Origin of the sequence: Pseudoalteromonas sp. TAE79 (genome assembly GCF_000498015.1) — a bacterium.
GTDB lineage: Bacteria > Pseudomonadota > Gammaproteobacteria > Enterobacterales > Alteromonadaceae > Pseudoalteromonas.
In genome coordinates this window covers 1-21870 of sequence record NZ_AUTL01000105.1, presented here as the reverse complement: position 1 = coordinate 21870, position 21870 = coordinate 1, and the positions used below count along the sequence as shown (strand labels likewise).

General features: G+C 39.1%; 17 protein-coding genes and 2 pseudogenes. 2 read left to right on the top strand and 17 right to left on the bottom strand.

Translation table 11 applies throughout. From position 1 onward, the window contains the following. From L655_RS0105960 to L655_RS01000000125180, 17 genes and pseudogenes are all read right to left on the bottom strand, one after another. A partial coding sequence (locus tag L655_RS0105960) for an IS66 family transposase zinc-finger binding domain-containing protein (RefSeq protein WP_024604010.1) occupies window positions 1-604 on the bottom strand: 604 nt, incomplete at its 3' end. A gap of 80 nt (window positions 605-684) precedes the next feature. Then, window positions 685-1029, bottom strand: coding sequence for an IS66 family insertion sequence element accessory protein TnpB (gene tnpB / locus L655_RS0105955; protein ID WP_158001052.1), 345 nt, complete (start codon window positions 1027-1029; stop codon window positions 685-687). Window positions 1030-1031: 2 nt separating this feature from the next. Continuing rightward, window positions 1032-1373, bottom strand: a complete 342-nt coding sequence (locus tag L655_RS0105950; protein ID WP_024591408.1) for a hypothetical protein — start codon at window positions 1371-1373, stop codon at window positions 1032-1034. 141 nt (window positions 1374-1514) lie between these two features. Further along, entirely contained in the window at window positions 1515-3476 is a 1962-nt protein-coding gene (gene mdoH / locus L655_RS0105945) for a glucans biosynthesis glucosyltransferase MdoH (RefSeq protein WP_024597082.1), read from the bottom strand. Then, window positions 3448-5067 carry a glucan biosynthesis protein G gene (locus L655_RS0105940; protein ID WP_024604422.1) on the bottom strand — a complete coding sequence of 540 codons (1620 nt, stop codon included), beginning with the start codon at window positions 5065-5067 and terminating at the stop codon, window positions 3448-3450. The genes mdoH and L655_RS0105940 overlap by 29 nt, the downstream gene beginning before the upstream one ends. Window positions 5068-5397: 330 nt before the next feature. Then, window positions 5398-8130 (bottom strand): ExeM/NucH family extracellular endonuclease, encoded by a 2733-nt coding sequence (locus L655_RS0105935; RefSeq protein WP_024604421.1) that lies wholly within the window; start codon window positions 8128-8130, stop codon window positions 5398-5400. 126 nt (window positions 8131-8256) lie between these two features. After that, the gene (hemB, locus tag L655_RS0105930; RefSeq protein ID WP_024597079.1) at window positions 8257-9267 is read right to left on the bottom strand and encodes a porphobilinogen synthase; all 1011 of its coding nucleotides are present in this window, start codon (window positions 9265-9267) and stop codon (window positions 8257-8259) included. A 12-nt stretch (window positions 9268-9279) separates the two neighbouring features. Beyond that, on the bottom strand, window positions 9280-11133 hold the full coding sequence (locus tag L655_RS0105925; RefSeq protein ID WP_024604420.1) for a diguanylate cyclase: 1854 nt from the start codon (window positions 11131-11133) through the stop codon (window positions 9280-9282). After that, window positions 11133-11919: pseudogene (locus L655_RS01000000125185) on the bottom strand (TatD family hydrolase). Before L655_RS01000000125185 ends, L655_RS0105925 begins: the two are co-directional and overlap by 1 nt. Then, window positions 11919-12425, bottom strand: coding sequence for a hypothetical protein (locus L655_RS0105915; RefSeq protein WP_024604419.1), 507 nt, complete (start codon window positions 12423-12425; stop codon window positions 11919-11921). Before L655_RS0105915 ends, L655_RS01000000125185 begins: the two are co-directional and overlap by 1 nt. A 1-nt stretch (window position 12426) precedes the next feature. After that, window positions 12427-13167, bottom strand: a complete 741-nt coding sequence (gene tatC, locus L655_RS0105910; protein WP_024604418.1) for a twin-arginine translocase subunit TatC — start codon at window positions 13165-13167, stop codon at window positions 12427-12429. 48 nt (window positions 13168-13215) lie between these two features. Next, entirely contained in the window at window positions 13216-13548 is a 333-nt protein-coding gene (gene tatB, locus L655_RS0105905) for a Sec-independent protein translocase protein TatB (protein ID WP_024597077.1), read from the bottom strand. A gap of 5 nt (window positions 13549-13553) precedes the next feature. Further along, window positions 13554-13802, bottom strand: coding sequence for a Sec-independent protein translocase subunit TatA (gene tatA, locus L655_RS0105900; protein ID WP_024604417.1), 249 nt, complete (start codon window positions 13800-13802; stop codon window positions 13554-13556). 80 nt (window positions 13803-13882) lie between these two features. Further along, the gene (gene ubiB / locus L655_RS0105895) at window positions 13883-15484 is read right to left on the bottom strand and encodes a ubiquinone biosynthesis regulatory protein kinase UbiB (RefSeq protein ID WP_024597076.1); all 1602 of its coding nucleotides are present in this window, start codon (window positions 15482-15484) and stop codon (window positions 13883-13885) included. A gap of 9 nt (window positions 15485-15493) precedes the next feature. Then, window positions 15494-16177, bottom strand: coding sequence for an SCP2 sterol-binding domain-containing protein (locus tag L655_RS0105890; RefSeq protein ID WP_024604416.1), 684 nt, complete (start codon window positions 16175-16177; stop codon window positions 15494-15496). An 11-nt stretch (window positions 16178-16188) separates the two neighbouring features. Further along, the gene (gene ubiE, locus L655_RS0105885; protein WP_024597074.1) at window positions 16189-16944 is read right to left on the bottom strand and encodes a bifunctional demethylmenaquinone methyltransferase/2-methoxy-6-polyprenyl-1,4-benzoquinol methylase UbiE; all 756 of its coding nucleotides are present in this window, start codon (window positions 16942-16944) and stop codon (window positions 16189-16191) included. 83 nt (window positions 16945-17027) lie between these two features. After that, a pseudogene (locus L655_RS01000000125180) lies at window positions 17028-17979 on the bottom strand (GGDEF domain-containing protein). A 334-nt stretch (window positions 17980-18313) separates the two neighbouring features. Between L655_RS01000000125180 and L655_RS0105870 the strand changes: the two are divergent. Both L655_RS0105870 and L655_RS0105865 read left to right on the top strand, forming a co-directional pair. Next, complete coding sequence (locus tag L655_RS0105870) at window positions 18314-20092, top strand: DUF885 domain-containing protein (protein WP_024604415.1); 1779 nt, start codon at window positions 18314-18316, stop codon at window positions 20090-20092. A 174-nt stretch (window positions 20093-20266) separates the two neighbouring features. Next, entirely contained in the window at window positions 20267-21748 is a 1482-nt protein-coding gene (locus L655_RS0105865) for an FMN-binding glutamate synthase family protein (protein ID WP_024604414.1), read from the top strand. Window positions 21749-21870: the final 122 nt, after the last annotated feature.

Here is a 21870-nt window from a genome sequence, read left to right as displayed (position 1 = left end):
TCTGTCGACTGAGTTCAATACCGTATTGCTTAAACATCGCTTCCTGGCGATACAGCGGTAACCCGTATTGGTATTTACTGGTGATAAGCTGACTGAGCAAACTGCTGGTTGCAATGCCTTTGTTGATGGGCATGGCAGGCATTGAGGCTTGTTTAATCTGTGTCTGAGTTGAGGATTTATCACAGTGACGGCAGGCGTATTTAGGCCTAATATGCTCAATCACTTTGATTTTAGCGGGTATGAACTCAAGCTTTTCTGACTTATCTTCACCCATTTTATGTAGCTCACCGCCACAGCAATCACAGGTTTTGTCGATGATGTCGTGAATAACCTGCTCACGAGGTAAGTCTTTTGGCAGTGCCTTACGCACCGGCTTTTTACGGGTATAGCTAATGGATTGTTGCTCTGCCTCAACTTCCTCAACAATTTCTTCCACTTCATTGAATAACTCGCCTTGCCCGGCAAAGCCTTCAGCACTTTTGCCGAATTGTTTTTGTTGGGCCAAGCTCCAGCGCTCTTCCAATGCCGCAATCTGGGCATCCTTCTGCGCTAACAGTTTTTCAAGTTCAGCAATGCGCTGTTTAAGGGCGAGTTCATTTTTCATGACGCCTATTTTAAGGCATCATCAAAGGCTTTGCAGTGCTAACTGAACTCACTTTGATGATCATCAATCGATCGCAAATATTAAAGCATTTTCTTACCTGCGACATCAATTTTACTGTGTCCAATCACATCATAACCCGATAATAACCAGTGTAATTGCTGCTCGCTTAAGGTCATGGTGGGTGACATGAGTTTGGGCCATTTGAACTTATGCTTATCTAATCGCTTATACCACAGTGCAAAACCGGTGTTATCCCAGTAAAGCAGTTTGAGTTTGTCACGGCCTTTATTACAAAACACAAATAGCGCACCACTGAGCACGGGTAGTTCAAGCTCTGCTTCCACCAACGCCGCCAGACCATTAATTGATTTTCGAAAATCAACGGCATCGGCACATAAATAGACGGTGGGTACATCAACGAACATCCTCATACCGTTAGCCCTTTAATAATGGCAACGATATCGGCCGTCGCTAAATCGATAGGAAACGTGAGTTGGCCGGTTAGCGTATCAAACTGCAGCGTATTTTGACGAGTTTGCGCGCAGACTTCAGTAGTTTGTTTTACCTGGACAAAACGTGATGATGTAAGGCACTGCGTGTGCACTGGCAAGGTGGAATTAGGCTGGTCTTTTGCCAGTAAAGCACGTTGTTTATAATAAGTCGTAATAGCGACATTATGGTGTTGGCAGAATTCAATATTAGTACCACTAAACGTACTGCGTTGCAGCAAAAGCTGCTGCCACTGTGCGCTTGTTCTGTAAGTTTTCATCACCTGCTCCGAATTTATCATTGAGCAGGTATTTTTAGATAATCAGAACATCGATGCTAGGTGTGGTTCGCTAGACGCTTACAATTTAGATAGAAAAAGGAGCAATTAATTGCTCCTTTTTTGTTTTTATTTTATAACGCGCTAATTAAACTTTTTTATAGCCTTAGCTTTTAGCGCTTTCATCTTTAGCCTGCGTGGCTTTTTAAAAGATTGTATAGGCATTGATACCATATGCTCTTGTGGCAGTGCCGGAATTGTTTGTGGGTAAGTTCCTTCCTCTGGCACGGAAATCTCTTTTAGATGTACTTTAAGCGCCTCTAGAGTTGAGTCGTTATCAACTTCACTAGGGCAAATAAATATACCTAACTTTCTTAGCTGTACGCCGAGTTTGATACTACTGGTATAACGGATAATTGGAGCACCTAATACTAAGCCTAATAATATAGGTGATAGCCACCAAAAGAATACAGGTGTGAAGTAGTAGGCTGTGCTGCCCCATGCTATAGCCACAATAGTAGAGAATAACGTATAACCAAACGCTTCTTTCCACGGAACCATACGACCTTCGCGCGGTTGTGCATCCCACTTCACTTTTTTACCTAAAAATACGCAAAGCACAAAGTAAGCATGAAATACCATCATTAATGGCGCAACAATAATAGCAAATACGGTTTCAATGATTGAACCTAGTATGAGCTTAATTGAACCACCAAAGCGTTTGTTTCTATGTATTAGGGTGACTATTACGCCCATTAATTTAGGCATTAATAAAATAACAATAGTTAAATACAAGAGTGAATCAATAAGATCGGTTTTAGCTATTTGCCATGTAGGAAATAATTGATAAACACGGTTAAAGTACACATCACTATTTAATGCGCGCGTTACTGCATCAATAGTACTTAGCGCTAGCATTGAGAGCCAAATTAGTGATGAAATATAAGCGGTTGCACCTAATAGAAAGTGCAGCTTACTCATTAATTTTAATTTAGATGACGATAGTAAACCTAAGTGCTGAATATTACCTTGTACCCAGCGTCTATCGCGTACAGCATAATCTAGAATATTACTTGGTACTTCTTCGTAGCTGCCTTCAATGTCTGATAGTAATAGTACATCCCAACCTGCACTATGAAGTAGTGATGCTTCTACAAAGTCATGACTTAAAATCTCACCGCCAAAAGGTGCGTTACCTTTGAGTGTTGGCAAGCCACAGCACGTTATAAATGCTTCAACTCTAATGATTGCATTATGACCCCAGTAATTGGCTTTATCTGTTTGCCAAAATGCTGAGCCAGTAGCGAGCATTGGGCTATATAGCACTGACGCAAACTGTAAAAAACGACCAAAAAAGGTATCTTGACGAACAGGTATTGGAATCGTTTGGATCAGGCCTGCTTGTGGGTTGTTTAGCATGCTTGTAGTAAGTTCTAACATACATTTACCGGTCATTACGCTATCTGCATCAAGCACAATCATATGGTCGTAATTACTTCCCCAGCGCTCACAAAAGTCGGTTAGGTTACCTACTTTGCGGTGTTTGTTATCTTCGCGACGACGATAAAAAACATGCTTTGCTGTATCCCCTAAACGTTCGCACAATGCATGCCATGCACTTAGCTCGTTTTTAACTATTTGAGGGTCTTGTGTATCGCTTAATAAATAAAAATCAAAATTATCAAGCTGACCAGTTTCTTTTAACGATTGTAGACTTACTTCAAAGCCCGCGATAACACGGTGGGTATCTTCGTTATAAATAGGCATTACAACGGCGGTTTTCTGAGCGTTAATTGCCTCGTTATTGAACTCAATTGGTTTAATGCGTTTTAACGTAAGCGGGTCAATTCGAAACAACTGTAGTACAAAGCCGATTGTGCCACTACAAAAAGCCGTTACAATCCAAGCAAATGTGATTGAGAATAATACTAAAAGAGCATACTCAAGTAATGTCATACCATTTGAGCTTAAAATCTCAAACATAATAGATATGCCGTAGCCAGATGTGCCAAGTGCCGCAATGGCAAATAGCCATACTCTTAGTGTTTTGAATGGCATTGGAGTGCCCCTACCTTTATTACTTGATGTCATTTGGGTACCAAACATAGCTCCATACCTCGCTAATTTCTTTGTCACGTAGTTTTAACGATAAACGCATATCAACGGGTTGATCGTCCTGTGGTGCAATTTTAAAGGCTACACGCCATCCACGTGAATCCGGAAGTTTTTGTACATTCACGTCGGTTACTTCGCCTGTTGTAAGTTGAATGTCGGCATCTAGTTTTAACTGTTTAGACAGTTGATTTATTTCTGATCCAGTAAAATCAACAGTAAATTGGCGGTGGCTTTTTGGTGGTGGGTTGTCCTCACCAGGTAAAGCGGCGCTACCAATTCTTGTACGTAGTACACGTGCTTTCTCGTGCTGAGTTAAAACTGAATTAAAGGTCGTCATTTTGTAGCTTAATTTTAATGAATCTCCGGCCTTCATTGGTTTTTCTGGTACCCAGTAACTTACGATATTGTCGTTAGTTTCTGTATCAGTCGGTATTTCTACAAGCTCTACACGACCATTTCTCCACTCACCTTGTGGTTCAATCCATAGGCTAGGGCGGTCGTGGTAATGTGCTTCTGTGTCTAAATAGTTATTAAAGTCTCGGTCTCGTTGAGCTAACCCAAAACCTTTTGGGTTATTGTACGAAAATGAAGTAACGCTGAGTTGTGATGGGTTGTTAAGAGGACGCCATACCCACTTGTCATCAGCAGATTGAGTTAATAGGCCATCCGAGTCATGAACTTCAGGGCGATAGTCATCAAAAAATTTGGTGCTGTTTTCGCCGTGATAAAACATACTCGTTAATGGTGCTACACCTAGTTTTTTAATATCTTTACGCGCAAAAACCTGCATATCAACATCAACTAGCATATTAGTTGTAGGGTCGACGCTAAATTTGTACGCACCAGAAATAGATGGACTATCCAACAATGCAAAAATGGTGATTTGTGTTTGCTCTGGCTTTGGTTTAACTAACCAAAACTCTTTGAACATTGGAAATTCTTCACCCGAATTTTCAGCAGTATCAATGGCAAGGCCTCTTGCTGATAAGCCATAAACTTGTTGAGGGCCAACGACTCTAAAATACGATGCTCCCTGAAATACCATTACTTCGTCTTTATACTCGTTAGTATTTAATGGGTAATGCACACGAAATCCAGCATGGCCTAGTTGAGTGCCCGCCACACTTTTAGCTATTTCTTCTTGTAGTGGTGCAGCAGTGCCATCGTATTGGTAAAAGTCGGTGCTGAAAGGTAAGCGGCTACGTTTAGAGTCGCTATCAACAGTATTTATTGTTACGGGTGTTTTATATAAAAAACCAGGGTGGAATAATTGCAGCTCGTACAGGCCTTCATCTTTCCACACCGCTTTGTCTTTTTTAAATCGAATTGAGCGGTAGTCTTGATAATCAATATTATTTAGTGCTTCAAGCTCGATGTTTTTAGGTGCCACATATTCTTCGCTTGCTAACTTTTTAGCGCGAGCGCTAATTACATCAAATAAGCTACTTTGTGGAATTGCTACATCAACAGTTGCAGCAATCGCTTGGTTGCTATTGCCCCAAGTCGAAAAAATAATAAGTAGACCCAGTAGTGGTGCTGACTTTTTTTGCCATTTAGGCAAGTTTTGGGTTAGTTGTTTCATTCTCATTCCTTTATAAAAACACGACTTATTTTTACGTTTAGGGTAAATATTGATTTTGTTTTGTAAGTATCTTCTAATTTACTTAAAGCAAAATGTGAACCCTTATAAAAGTTCATATTTTTCAATAGGAAAACCAATATACGTAACTCATTGAGGTTTTTGTTGTGTAAAATTCACTCAATCTTATGTAGTTGTTACTGATTAATTACTAGAAGACTCACTAATCGTATGAACATATTACGGGGAGTTTAATGAAGCTTGTCTGAATTACATTTGTATAAAATAAAAAAGCCGCAAAAGCGGCTTTTTATATGTTTAGATTTTACTTAATTATTTCTTTTTAAATCGACGCACTATTGATAGTGGTGCTAAAAGAAGTGATAACCATAATAATGAACCTGCATCATTATCATCATCTGAGCGTAAGTTATTTACCTTAACGGCTACCTTTTCAATGTTTGATAAGTTACCAGCACTATCTTGAGCTTGTACTGTTAAAGTAATACGATTTTCGAATTCGTAATCAATCTCTCCAGCAACAATTAACTGCCCCTCATTGTTAATAGAAACGCTGTCATTATCAGATGTAATAAATTTAACAACAGGTGATTCATCGGCATTTGGATCACTAAAATCGAGCGTGCCGATAATTGTGCCAATTGCGCTGTTTTCATCGATTGCAAAAACTTGATCGGCTGCAATTACAGGTGTTTGCTCTTCAGGGGTTAAAGTAATTTCAGATTTAATATCAATGATCACAGGGTCATGGTCTGATGCGCGGTATGCACTTTCAGAGTACAAGCTAGATTGTTGACCTTCGCTTTTAAACTCTACATTGTAATCAAGTGAAATAGGTTCATCTGCGTTGATATGCCAATCTGTTGCAGCGACAACTTTGCTAAGTAATGATTGTGTAGCTACTGCATGGTCTAAACTTCCTGCACGACCAGAAAAGCTATAAGAATAACCAAGTGTATCACCATCAATTTCAGCAACTACATTTTTGTAGCCTTTATCAGCAAATGCACGTATTGGATCTTCCATTGCGTAAGCATTCATATCGCCGACTAAAATAGTATCTTCGTCATCAACACCGGTTGGTTTGCTATCAAGCCAATCTGCGAATGCATTAGCACCTTGCGTGCGTATTTCATTCCAACAGCCTTGGCCATCACCTAAATCTGCATTATTTCCAGAAGCACTACCACAACTTTTAGATTTAAGATGTGACACAGCAACAGTAAATACTTCATCAGTTTCTATTGATTTAAAGCTTTGTGCAATTGGAGCACGGTTACTAAAATCAAATGGAGCCTCAGTTGTAATGGCTGCAGTGCCTACTTCTTCTACTTTGTTAGCACGATAGATAAGTGCGGTAGTAATTGCATCGGTACCAATTTGATCTACGTTAAAATCAACAAATGCATAGTTGTTAGCACTATCTGCATCATTTAATGCATCTACTAAGCTAGCAATTGCACTAAATTCGCCAAAGCCATCATTCTCAATTTCCATTAAACCAACAACATCGGCTTCAATAGCGCTAATGGCACTTACAATTTTAGCTTCTTGACGAATAAATTCAGCTTCAGTATCTGCACCTCGAGATGTAGGGAACCCTCCGCCTTGGCCATCACCATTGAAGTAATTAAGTACGTTAAAGCTAGCTACACGTAAATCTGCTTCAGCATTAAGTTCAGGCGCATCTTCACGTGCATTTGTTGCAATAAACGAAGGCGCTAAAGTTGGATGAATTCTGTAAAGGCTAAAGCTATAAGCAAGTGCTCCTGTAACAGTATTAACAGTATCGCCAGTTCGTAATGTATTTTCTGCCGATAAGCCTGGAGTTGGATAAGCTGTAGGGTCTAAGTTTTGTACTGTAGAGCCATCATCTATTAAAATCTTTTTAAGTAGATTTTCAGTTTCAACTGCATTAGCAGCATCGCCAGGTAACGCAACCTGGGTACCTTGGTACAAGCGCTCTGTTGCTAATTCAACTTCACCATATCGACCAAGACCAAAGTTATTAGTCACTACTAATGGTTGCTCTAATGTGACTAACATACCTTCAAAAGCTTCTAAATCAGTTGTATTAGCTAAAGGTAAAGTGATTTTTGTAGCTGCTGCAGCTAAACCAGTGCCACACACTGCAACTTGGCTAACACTGCCAATTTGTGTTGCATCAAAATATTCTTCAACAGTACCTTGTACACGCACATGGTCGCCTACATTCACGTCAGTATCTGCAAAATATACAAATACACCTTCAGAGGTAAGTGGATTTGCATCTATATCAGCAGCCAGTGAGTTAACAAAAAAGCCTTTTAATTGTTCATCACCTTGAAAATCGGCGCTTACAACACCTTCAAGTTCTACTAATGTACCTACAAGTGGGCTAGCAGAGCCGTCACCTTGAATAGCATTTATTAGTGTTTTTTCTGCACCACAAACTAGTGGTTCAAGTGGCTCTGGTTCAGGGTCTGGCACAGGAGCGGTACCGCCGTTTCCTGTGTGTGAACCTAATCCATCAAAGGTGTCAATATCAAACTGTTCCCATTCTTCGCTAGGATCAAAAATGGCTGTCGAGTCAGTTCGGCCTGTGGTAATGCTATCCTTTCTTCGCAGCGTTTTGTTAACCGTAGTTACACCCCCTTCAGACCACTCTGAACCCGGATCAACACCAACTTGACCAAAACTATCAACAATTACACCGTCTTTAGTTAAAACAAGGGCATCATCACCGTTATAGTAGGTTACTGTGCTGGTTTCATCTGCAATATCAAGTATTGCAGCTGCTGCACTGGAGTTTGAAATAATGTAGGTGGTATTGGCGGCCAATGTTCCTGTTAAATCAATCGAGTTGCCAATCGAACTGCTACCATTTGAATAGAGTCCTAAAGTATAACCTTCAAGAGAAAGCTCCGTATCAGCATTATTATAAAGCTCGATTGCTTTATTATTACTGCTTCCCTCTATATATTCTGAAATGATTAGATCAGCGGATGCTGGTGCACTGAGACTTGCTATAACAAGTGCGAGTGGTGTTATTTTTGTTTTAAACATTTTTTATTATTCCCGTGTATTAATCCCAAAATGGGACACCAGTTTAGAGAATAAATATGACGGAAATAATACAAAAATGTAAACGAATGTAAATGAAAGGCGGTTTAACCGCCTTTTAATAAAAAATTACTTTTTAGCTAGATATTTTGCGGCTTGCTTAGCAAAGTAGGTTAATATTCCATCGGCTCCTGCACGCTTAAATGCAAGTAAAGATTCCATTATTGTAGCTTCTTCACTTAACCAACCGTTATCAATTGCTGCTTTGTGCATTGCATACTCGCCACTTACCTGATATGCGAAAGTAGGTACACCAAATTCGTCTTTAACACGCCGTACAATATCTAAATAAGGCATACCGGGCTTTACCATAACCATATCGGCGCCTTCTTGTAAGTCTAATGCGACTTCACGTATTGCTTCATCAGAGTTTGCTGGATCCATTTGGTAAGTTTTTTTATCAGCACCTTTTAAGTTACCAGCAGAGCCTACAGCATCTCTAAATGGGCCATAGTAGCTAGATGCGTATTTAGCTGAGTAGGCCATAATTCGAGTATGAATAAACCCATCAGCTTCAAGTGCTTCGCGAATAGCGCCAATACGACCATCCATCATATCAGAAGGGGCAACAACATCAGCACCAGCTTCTGCATGGGAAAGTGCTTGTTTAACTAAAATTTCAGTAGTGACATCATTAATAACATAACCTGAATCATCAATAATACCGTCTTGGCCATGCGTAGTGAAAGGGTCAAGTGCTACATCAGTAATCACACCCAACTCAGGAAAAGCTTCTTTTAACGCTCTTACGGTACGTTGTGCTAAGCCATCATCGTTATATGCTTCTTCGGCAAATAATGATTTTTTATCCGCAGGTGTTACTGGAAAAATAGCAACGGCAGGTACGCCAAGTTCAACGAGTTCTTTTGCTTCAACAAGCAGTAAATCAATTGATAGGCGCTCAATACCAGGCATTGATTCAATTACCTCGCGGCGATTTTTACCATCAAGTACAAATACAGGGTAAATTAAATCATTTACGCTAAGCTGGTTTTCAGCCATTAAGCGGCGAGAAAAGTCGCTGCGGCGCATTCTGCGCATGCGAGTATATGGGAAAAGGTCTAATCCTGATTGGGCCATATTAATATGCTCCTACTGTGGTAATGGAAAAGTGATTACTTGATTACGGCCATGCTGCTTTGCGTAATAAAGTGCTTTGTCGGCGCACTCAGTAAAAATTTGAGGGTTGCTAACATCATCAGCAATACTGGTGTATACACCAGCGCTAATAGTAAATTGAATATCATTATTGGCAACCGTTACAGTACTTACTGAGATATCAGCTCGTATTTTTTCAGCTATGTCTTGTGCGCCTTCACTAGGGGTATTAGGTAATAGCACAACAAATTCTTCACCGCCATAACGGGCAACTTCATCGAGTGGTCGTTTTAAATGGTCTTTTATAAGGTCAGAAACTGCTTTAATAACTTGATCGCCAATGATATGGCCGTACGTGTCGTTGATATTTTTAAATCGATCTATATCAAGCATAACAATGCTAAGCGGCGTTTGTTCTCGATGAGAGCGACGAAGCTCCATTACCAGTTTTTTATCAAAAAAGCGTCTGTTTTTTATTCCAGTCAATGCGTCTTCAGTATTTAGTAACTCAAGTGAGCGGTTTTTTTCTTCAAGCTCTCTAAGCGTTACTTGTAATTCAAAGGTGCGTTCGTCCACCTGGGATTCAAGTTCTTGGCGAGTTTTTTCTTGTAATTTTAAGCGCTCTTTAAGTAGTGTATCTTGTGCTGTGTTTTCAGCAATCAAGGTCTGTTGGGCAATCACTTCTTCATCGCGTTGTAAAATAAATAACTTCATTACGCTGTAGCATAAGCAAAAAGTGTAACCAAAAAAGCATGCAAATACAAATGCGAGCGTACTTCTGTCAAAGGCGTATAGGCCCATTACTGCAACAGTAAAATAAAGCATTACCACCAAGAAAAAAACCAATACAAGTAATAGTGCTTTGTTTGGTTTAGAAGGCGTTAAACGCACGCACATAAACGTAGTTACAATATAAAAGCCTAAAACGATTGGAGTAGTGATTAAACAAAATAATGTAACTATGTTGTTTGGAAGTAGCCAAATAAATAATAACGAAATGGCTAAAGCGTTAACTACAACTTTTTGAATAGTTAGCAGAAGAGAGGGCCTGGGATGGCAAACTTGCTTCTGCAAAGGCAAAAACATTAAAGTGATAAGCATAAGTAATATAGGGATCATAACTTGCTGTAATGCAGGCAAATTAGGATGAACGTACCTTAAGCCAAAACCACAAAGGTAGGCTAATACACTACCTAATGTGAGAGATATAACCCCAGCATAAACAAAATAACCTTTACGTGAAAAACCATATAAAACTATGCAACTCACACCCAAAGAAAATATAAAACCAATCAATAAGCCATAGAGTAAATTGAGTTTTCCTTTGTGTGCCAAATAAGCTTCTGGTTGCCACAGTGTTAAAGGGACTCGCAAGCCTGAACTATTCGCCACTTTCATTATAATAAGCGTTTCGCTATTTGCAGGGCTGAGCAGTTTAACTAATAAAGACTCACTTTTAATTTTGCGCTTATATAAGGGGTAGGCATCACCAATTTGAGTATAAGAAAGTAATTGCGAGTTATGTAATTGATATACTTGAACGTGGTTTAGCAAAGGATTGTTTAGTGACAATATTTGCTCAGTATTATAACTAAGTGTGTTTTTTATTTTAAATTTTATCCATACAGGACGCTGCTCTAGTCCTAAATTAAGGGGTTTTCCTGTGTTTTTTTGCCACTGTATATGGCTACTTTGTTGTGCGCTTAATAGCGACGTTGGTTCAAAAGAGTAATACAGGTTATTAATGTTTTGAGAGTTAAAATCGTGTTTTATTATTACTGGGTTTGCGAAAGAGCAAAAAGTGAAAAGGAATACTAATAGGCTTAAAAGTGCCTTTGCATAGGCCATTAACGATCTTCTAAACCAAAAACACGGTGAAAGTTTTCTGTAGTTTTACGGGCCACAACTTCTTCATCTATTTTATAAAGTTGTGCAACCGTTTGACAGATATAAGGAAGCAGGGCAGGTTCATTTTTACGTGATTTAGGTTTTGGCTTAACTGTTCGTGGAATTAAAAATGGTGCATCAGTTTCTATTAATAATCGATCTAGAGGAATGCTAGGCACTAGCAGTTGTAAATCTTTTCCACGCCTTTCATCACATACCCAACCCGTTATACCAATATATAGACCTAAATCTAAATATTGCTTTAGAGCTGCTGAGTTACCCGTAAAGCAGTGGAGTACACCGCGAATATTAAACTCTTTTAATATACTTAACATGTCGTCACTTGCATCACGCTCATGCAAGTAAACAGGTAAATCTAATTTTTCAGCAAGTGCTAATTGGCGCCTAAAAACACTGCGCTGTACATCGCGAGGCGAAAAGTCGCGGTTATAATCAAGACCGCACTCACCAATAGCAATAACATGCTTATTATTTGCAAGTATAGTTAGTTGTGCTTCTAGTTCATTAGTGGCTGATTTTGCATCATGCGGGTGAATANCCCGCCGTAGAATATTGAAGATGCTTTGTTGCAAGATCAAGTGATTGCTGACTGCTTGCAATATCACAACCAATAATAAGCATATTTGTAACACCCGCTTCATTGGCACGGGTAATTACATCGTGATGCTGCTCATCAAATTGATGATTAGTTAAGTTAACTCCAGCATCAATTAACGTATATGACATTACTTAGTACGTTTAACGCGAATAGAGCGGTTTTGCCCTTCTTTATGCAGCAAAAATGAGTTAAATACACCTCGGCTAATGGTAACTGTATCAGACTCTTTTAATTTAAGGCTGTCTGAGCCAATTTGACGCCACTCTTGGTTGTTGTCAAGGCTGATAATGAGCTCGCCATACGGTGCCTCGTCAACTGATAAAACAAGCGCAGTGATGTTTTCGTTTTTATCTTTTGTGATTTCTTTATGTTCTAAGCCAAAATCTTCAGTAGTTGTTGCTGGCGCTATAGCCGCAACGGGTACATTAGAAGATTCTTTAGGCGGGGTAAGTGTTTTTGTTACTGATGGCTTAACTAGTGACTTACCCGCGATTGTATTGTCGTAACAAAGTAAGCGGTTAAAATCGTTTTCAATAAAGCTACATGCCTGTAACGCTTGAGTATTAAACTCTGTTTGCGCAGCAAAAGTCGGTGCGCTTAATAAAACCAATAGTGAGAGTAGTTGTTTTTTCATTTTATTCCTCAGATTCTTTTTGTGGTTTAGCGGTATAAAACTTTGCTAAAATTAGACCTAGTTCAAACAGAAGAAGCATCGGAAATGCTAGCAATGTTTGTGATAATACATCAGGCGGTGTTAAAAACATCGCGACTACAAAAACACCCACGACGATATAAGGGCGCTTTTCTTTTAAGCTTTTTGTTGTTGTTGCGCCACTCCAGCATAGCAACATAATAGCCACAGGAATTTCGAAAGCGACGCCAAATGCAAAAAACAATTTTAATACAAATCCTAGATAGCTAGCGATATCGGGTGCTAGAGTCATCATTTCGGGACCTGTACTTGTAAAAAAACCTAATATAATTGGTAGTACTGCAAAGTAGCAAAAAGCGATACCCCCATAAAACAAGACAACGCTTGAGATTAGTATAGGTATTAGCATTTTCTTTTCATTCTGGTACAAGCCAGGAGCTATAAACCCCCAAATTTGATGAAGTATCCATGGAGTAGATAATAAAGCCGCAACAAAAAAAGTAAGCATCATAGGGACTATAAAAGGGTCACTCACATTTATAGCTATCATGGTCGCGCCATTAGGTAAATGAACTACTAATGGTGCAGCTATAAGTTCGTAAATATCATCTTTAAAATAAAACAGCGCGATAAAAAATAATAAAATGCTCAATAGTGCTTTTATTAGCCGATCACGCAACTCAATTAAATGAGCTACAAACCCTGATTTTACTTCCTCAGCCATTATTTTTTATACCATGTAGTAAGTTGACCACAAAGTGAGAAATAAATTTCACTTTTTCTCATCAAGTTGTTGGTTATTTGATGTATCAGATTGTTGTTTCTTGTAGCTGTGAGTAACTGATTCAGCCGCTTTTTGTAGCTCTGTTAGTGAGCTTTGTAACTCAGGGCTTAAATCTTTCAATTCTTGCTGTTCTGCTTTTTTAAGGTTTTCGTGCAGCTCATGGATGCGAAGCTCTTCACTTACTTCGGCTTTTACTGAGTTGGCAAGTGATTTAGCGGTTTTAACCCATTTACTCACTGTTCTAATCGCAACAGGTAAGCGCTCAGGGCCGAGCACCACTAAACCAACAATAAAAATAACAACAAGTTCCCACATGCCCATACTAATTAAACCTTATTGTTATCTTTGTTTTTTTCAGTATCGGTTGAGTTGTTAGCAGTGTTTTTTTCTGATTGTTGAATTTGCTCGGATTTCTCTTTCTCGCTCATTTGATCATCCGACATTGCTTTTTTGAAGCCCTTTACAGCGCCCCCAATATCGCCACCCATACCGCGTAGTTTTTTTGTGCCAAAAAGTAAAACTATGATCGCTAAAACAATTAATAATTGCCAAATACTAATACCACCAAAACCCATGGTTTTCTCCAATATATAAAACGGTTAAATGTTTATTTTAAATACTAATTATACGCTCACTAGCGCAAATAGCACCCAGTTTATGCGCTGCGCCATGCCGCTATAAAGCTAATAGCCGATAAGCTTATTGCAAGACTTGCAGCTATTAAATCGTGCTGTAAATAACAAAGTGTTGCCATAATCATTGTAGCACTACCAAATAAACTCAATATTAAAGGTTTATGAGATACCTTTTGTTCTTGAGGTTGAATGTGTGGTGCACGCTTTAAATTTTGATAAATTAGATCCGGTAACTCAGGCATTTTTTCAGCCCAAAATGGCAAGTTAGCATACATTTGCTTCAGTACTGATAGCGGTCCAACTTGTTGCTTTACCCAGTCTTCTAAAAAGGGCTTAGCTGTTTTCCATAAGTCGAGTTGTGGGTATAGCTGACGCCCTAATCCTTCAACGTATAATAAAGTTTTTTGTAGTAATACTAATTGCGGCTGTACCTGCATGTTAAAACGACGTGCAGTATTAAATAGATTTACGAGTACGTGCCCAAATGAAATTTCAGCCAAAGGTTTATTAAATATAGGCTCGCAAACTGTGCGAATCGCAAATTCAAATTCTTCAATGCTAGTATCTGGTGGTACCCAACCAGAATCAACGTGTAGTTGTGCAACTTGGCGATAATCACGATTAAAAAAGGCGATAAAGTTTTCAGCTAAATAGCGTTTATCTTCTTTGCTTAACGTACCAACAATACCGCAATCAATACCGATATACATTGGGTTTTCAGGGTGCTCTCGAGAGACGAAAATATTACCCGGATGCATGTCGGCATGAAAAAAACTGTCTCTAAACACCTGCGTAAAAAATACTTCTACGCCACGCTCAGCAAGTAATTTCATATTAGTGTTTTGCGCCATAAGTGCATCGGTATCAGAGACGGGTATGCCGTAAATACGCTCCATCACCAGCACATTGCTACGGCTGTAATCACTGTAAACTGCAGGGATGTATAATGAATCAGAGCCTTCAAAATTGCGTTTTAGTTGAATGCCGTTGGCACCTTCTCGCATTAAGTCGAGCTCGTCTAGGAGTGTTTTTTTATATTCTTTAACTACTTCAACCGGGCGCAGGCGTTTTGATTCGTTATGTACTTTTGCAAGTACCTTTGCGAGCTTTTCCATTAACGCTAAATCGGCATTAATTTGCTCATAAATATTGGGTCTAATAACCTTAATTACGACATCTTGCTCAATACTCTGCTCATCAATAAGTTTTGCTGTATGTACTTGCGCTATAGACGCAGAGGCCAGTGGAGTTTGTGAAAACTCACTAAATAATTCACTTATATCGTTAATTTCGAGTGCTTTTTCTATTATTTTTTGTGCAAGCTCGCCTTCAAATGGTTGAACTTGATCTTGTAAAAAAGCAAGCTCTAAAGCGATATCATGAGGGAGTAAATCACGACGAGTCGAGAGCATTTGACCAAATTTGATCCAAACAGGACCCAGCTCTTGCAATGCTAAACGTAAACGTAGCCCCGCAGGTTTTTCTTTGTGCTGATTACGCAGCCAAAATAAACTACCACGGGCTATTTTACCAAACCAAGGCACTTTATGCTTTGGAATTAGCTCGTCTAGTCCATAGCTAAGTAACGTTTTGGTGATGTTATACAAACGTGCAGTCGACACAAAAAATCCTTAGCGGGTGTTTGAAGGTAAAAAAGAATTTAAGAGGGCGTTAATGCGTTGCTCAACGGCAGCGACTTGTCCTTTGAGTTCTCTATTTTTTTGTTTAAATTGCTCAAGTTCTAATGGATGAATAGTAATTGCGAGCTCATCTTGGCATAAACTTGTAAGCATGGTACTTATTTTAGTATTGGTTTTGCTGCTCTTTTGTTTTAGTTCTTTTAAGTGCAGGTATAACTGCTGAGCGGGGGCATCGCCAATGTATTTAGAAAGTTGTTCAGGCCAATCAATATCAATACCTGAAAATGCATTGCTATAAGTTTGCGCAATATTTAAATCGCCTTGTAAGTCGAGCTTATCTTGGCGAATTAATTGGGTAAGCATTGCAGGGTTTTTGAGCGCTAAAAGTGTCTCTATATCTGCGCTGATCATACAACCTGCATTTTCATTGCTTTGAGCGCTGTATAAGTGTAATTGATCAGCACTATAAACGAGTTGGATGCTTTGTTGCCAATCTCTTATTTCAACTACTAAGCGCTTATGTTTAACGGCGTTTAGCTTTTGAGATAATTGTGGGTCAAGGCTAAGCGCTTGATTTAGTACACGCTCAATAAGCGAAAGTACAAAATTAGGTAACATAAAAAACTCAGATGACATTGCACCATTATTGTTTTTTGTTATTTTTTCAAGCGCCATAACTGCTAGCCTTAATATTTAAAACCACGATGCAGTGCAACAATTCCGCCTGTGAGGTTTTGGTATGTTGTTTGTTCAAAGCCCGCATCTTCCATCATCGCTTTTAATGTATCTTGATCTGGATGCATACGAATAGACTCAGCTAAATACTTGTACGATTCACTGTCGTTAGCAACTAGCTTACCCATTGTTGGCAATAAATTAAATGAGTAAAAATCGTAAGCTTTACTAAGTACGTCATGCTCTGGTTTTGAAAACTCTAAAACAAGTAATCTGCCACCGGGCTTTAAAATACGGTACATAGAGCGTAATGCTTTGTCTTTATCGGTAACGTTACGTAAACCAAAGGCAATAGTGATCACATCAAAGCTATTATCTGGAAATGGCAGCATTTCTGCATTCATTTGTACGTAGTCAATATTGCCTACTAAGCCAAGATTGTGTAGTTTTTCACGACCAACCTTAAGCATAGATGAATTTATATCGCCCAAAACAACTTGACCGGTCTCGCCAACTAGTTGGCTAAATTTTGCCGTTAAGTCGCCAGTGCCGCCGGCTAAATCGAGTACATGATGGCCTTTACGAACACCTGAGCTTGCAATAGTTTGACGTTTCCATAAACGATGCACACCAAAAGACATTAAATCATTCATTACATCGTATTTTGCAGCTACTGAGTGAAATACATCAGCAACCATAGAAGCTTTGTCGCCCTCGGCTACTGTTTTATAACCAAAATGCGTGGTCTTTTGTTCGGTTTCGTTCATGACTAATCTCTATCGTGACAATAGAGGTTAGTGTACTTTATTGTACGCAGTAGGTGCAATTTGAATATGATTTATCAGGTAATTTATTGCCCTGCAGTGTAGCTACTTTGCCCTAATGACCGCGCTTTAAAAGCCGCATGAGACGCTTTTTTAGCTAACTGGTTAAAATCATCTTCTTGTAGATGTTGAGCAATTCCTAGAGATAAGCCAATACTAGGTAACTTAATCCCTGTTTTTGAACTAACAAAGCGAAGCTTTTCGACTCCATTTCGGACTTTTTCAGCAATAACATTGGCTGTTTCTGGGTCTATATCGGCGAGNCAAGCCACTTTGAAAAACATATTTTTGCACTTGTTTAGCTACTTTATTCAAAATAACTTCACCAATTATATCACCGTAATTTTCAGTAAAGTGATCAAGGTTATCTATTTGAATCGCAATGGCGCAAATAGACTTTTTTTGATTAGTCCATACTTGAGTTTGTTGCGTTAAATAATGGCGTTTATAAAGCCCTGTTTGGCTATCAATAATATGTTGTTTACGAAGTTGATTTAGCTGCTTTTTTGTTTTTTCGTGTAGTTGTTTGGCTTTACTTAGTTCTTGCTTAAATTGCTTGTGTTGATTTAGTAATTCGGCGGTTTGATTATGAAGTACTTCAAGCGCTTGACGGCTTTGTTCTATGTTGTTCTCATCTAGTGAATGTACGCATTCGCTCACCTGACCCGCAAAGCGAATTATCTGTTTTTCAGTAGCTTGAGAATTTTGAGAAAGTGAACTTATAACACCATCAACATTTTGAATCATGCTGACTTGCGCTGTGTGACCGGTATTTAAAAATTCAGCATGGAGCTGTTCAATTAAAACACTGTCTATATTATCTTCAACCGCAATAGCGCGGTCTAAGGCTTTGTTCAGCTCAAGGTTAGTTTGGCTAGTATAGGTATAAACAACTTGATAATTGAGCGGCGTAGGAGAAAGTGCATAGCGCTCTAAAAACACACACACTTTAGTCATCTTCTCTTGTGCAATAGCCATGGAATCATGGAACATCATTTTAAATACCAACTAAGTACGCATAAGTGCAAATTTTAAAATATCTCATTCCATGAGGCGGTTATGCGTCCGAGCTTTTTATTATTTTTTTATACAGTAATCATTATCCGCGCTATTTAAAAGCAAAAACGATAGTTAGGGAACTTAAATTTTACTTTAGCAGCCCAATCGCTGTTTTTCTCATCAATTCGGCTGGTTTTTACTTCTGTTAACGTATGTAGCATTATTTCAATATGCTAGTTTGTCTCATTTACTTGCTATTTCTTTAGCCTACGATAGTTTTATGCAATCTATTGCATCATCAAGTTAAATAATAATGAATCTTTTTTTACCAAAAACGCTTCGCCAAACGCTTCTTGGCATAACTGCTTTATGTTCGTTAAGTGCATGTCAAATAACCACACCCAATGCGAATGAGCAGTTTACTCAAGTGGCACAATCTATTGTTCAATATAGAGAAAGTATAAACCCTTATAGCACTTCAAAAGGGGTTGATGGCTATTTACTTGCCAATTTATCGCCAGAATTTTTAGCAAAACAGTACAAAAGTAATACTCAATTATTAGCAGACTTAGATGGCGTAGATGCAACTAAGCTTAGTGACGAAAATCAAATTAACTTAAGTATTATTCGTGCTCAGGTACAAAATAGCGTAGACGAATATGTGTTTAATGCGCATTACATGCCGCTTACATCTGAGTATGGTTTTCACTCCGGTCTGTCGTACATCGTTAACAGTTCTCAATATAAAAAAGAGCAAGATTTAGAGACACACCTTGCACGTTTAGCACAAATCCCCCGCTTTTTTGAGCAAAATATATATTGGATGAAAAAAGGGCTCGAAACAGGTCTCACCCAACCAAAAGCAGTTTTAGAAGGATACGAAGACTCCATAAGTACTTATATTGTTGATGATGTAACTCAATCAGAATTTTATAAACCGTTTTTAGCTAACACTGCCAGTTTAAGTGAGAGTGACTTTTATGCACTTCAACAGCGAGCTAAAGTTGTTTTAAAAAATAAAGTAATACCAGCATATAAAAGCTACTTAACGTTTTTTACTGAGCAATACCAACCGGGCGCCCGCACAAGTATTGGTATTTCAGAAACCCCTAATGGCAAAGCTTTTTATAAAAACCGTGCTAAGCATTACACCACTACCGTCATGACACCTAAAGAGATCCACGAGCTAGGCTTAAAAGAAGTTGCTCGCATTCGAGGTGAAATGGAAGCTGTAATAAAAGAAGTTGGTTTTAAAGGCTCATTTGCTGAGTTTATTCACTTTTTACGTACTGACCCACAGTTTTACGCAACAACACCTGAGCAACTTTTGAAAGAAGCATCTTACATTGCTAAAAAAATGGATGCACAGCTGCCTAAGTTATTTCATACCTTACCGCGCAAACCTTATGGCGTGGCACCGGTGCCCGCAAGTATTGCCCCTAAATACACAACAGGTCGGTATTCTGGCTCTAATCGAGATGATGAAGCTGGATACTACTGGGTAAATACTTACGCTTTAGATAAGCGCCCTTTGTATGTTTTAGAAGCATTAACGTTGCACGAAGCAGTGCCAGGTCATCATTTACAAATATCACTTAATGCAGAGCTTGAAAATTTGCCGAGCTATCGTCGTGATGCTTACCTTTCGGCATTTGGCGAAGGTTGGGGGCTTTACTCTGAATATTTAGGTTTAGAGGCAGGCTTTTATCAAGACCCATATAGCCGTTTTGGTCGCTTAACTTATGAAATGTGGCGAGCAGCACGTTTGGTTGTTGATACAGGGATGCACATGTATGGCTGGAGCCGCGAGCGAGCTATGAACTTTATGAGCGAGAACACCGCGCTTTCGCTGCATAATGTTAAAACAGAAACTGACCGTTATATATCTTGGCCAGCTCAGGCACTGTCATACAAAATTGGTGAGTTAACTATTAAACGTTTACGTGTTGAAGCAGAGCAAGCGCTTGGACCAAATTTTGATATTCGCGAATTTCATCATCAGATTCTTCGCCATGGTTCAGTGCCCTTGTCAGTATTAGAAACACAGGTACGTTTATATATAAAAAATGAGTTAACTAAGCTGCAAAATTAGCTTTGTAGGCTTATAAACCTTGAACAAACAAAGGTGTTGTGTCATTTTGACCGCAACACCTTTTTTATACCACAGACCTAGTAATGTAGTTTATTTTAGCGACTCCTATCGTCAAAATATTCACATACTACGCATTAGGTATTATTTAATAATATAGCCATCAAGGGGCCTTAGATGAGCAATTTCATTATGTTTAGTATTGACGTATTTGCGAGTATTTTTATTATCGCACTTGGGTTAATTGTGCTTACTGTTATTATTTTTTACTTTCGCGATATAACACAAACAAAACATGCTATTAGGCGTAACTACCCAGTAATTGGCCGCTTTCGATATTTTTTTGAACGCCAAGGTGAATTTTTCAGACAATACTTTTTTGCCCTCGATCGAGAAGAAATGCCATTTAACCGCGCTGAGCGCAGTTGGGTTTACCGCGCAGCAAAAGATGTCGATCGCACCGCTGCATTTGGTTCAACACAAAGCTTAGAAGTGACGGGTACGGTTATGTTTATGAACTGTGCTTTTCCTACTTTAGATGAAGAGGCACTTGACCCGAGTAATGTTACTTTAGGTCCGTATTGTAAAACACCTTACACCACTAATTCGTTATTTAATGTGTCGGGCATGAGCTTTGGTGCGCTTTCAAAGCCTGCTGTGCGCGCTTTATCAAAAGGTGCTAAATTAGCGGGTTGCTGGATGAACACAGGTGAAGGGGGCTTAAGCCCTTACCACCTTGAAGGTGGCGCTGATCTGGTATTTCAAATTGGAACAGCTAAATATGGTGCCCGAGACGAGCATGGAAACTTAAGTACCGAAAAACTTAAAGAAATAGCAGCTCATGAGCAAGTCAAAATGTTCGAACTAAAAATGAGCCAAGGTGCTAAACCTGGCAAGGGTGGAATGCTCCCAGGGCGTAAAGTTAACGCCGAAATAGCTAAAATTAGAGGTATTCCAGAAGGGCAAGATTCGATTAGCCCAAATGGACACCCTGAAATTAAAAACCCAGCCGATATTCTCGATATGATAGCCACTGTACGTAATGCCACAGGAAAACCAACAGGCTTTAAAGCCGTTATTGGTGATTACACGTGGTTAGAAACGTTATTTGCAGAAATTAATCATCGTGGCATTGAGTCGGCACCTGATTTTATAACAATTGATAGTGCTGATGGTGGTACGGGGGCTGCGCCGCAGCCGCTTATGGATTCGGTGGGGTTACCACTTCGCGAAAGCTTGCCGCTTGTAGTTAATATGCTTGAAAAGCACGGCCTTAGAGAGCGCGTAAAAATTATTGCTTCGGGTAAATTAATCGTTCCATCAAAGGTTGCATGGGCATTAGCGCTCGGTGCTGATTTTGTTGTATCGGCTCGTGGTCATATGTTTGCACTGGGCTGTATTCAGGCAATGCAATGTAATAAAGATACTTGTCCTACAGGTATTACCACGCATAACAAAAATTTACAAAAAGGCCTTAATGTAGCTGATAAGGCGCAGCGCGTTGCTAACTATAATAAATACATTCATTATGGAGCCGGTTTAATTGCTCACTCATGCGGTGTAACAAGTGCACGTGAGTTGGCTCGTAAGCATGTGCGTATAGTGCAAGAAAGTGGGCTTTCAGAGCCGCTTGATAAAATTTATGAAAACTACAAGTAAGTTTTAACTAACTAGAAGGCGCTTATAGCTGTCTCTTATACACAAATCCCTGCTAAGAAATTAGCGGGGATTTTTTTGAACTAAATCTCAATGTCATGATCAGATCTTCAAATCTTGTTTGA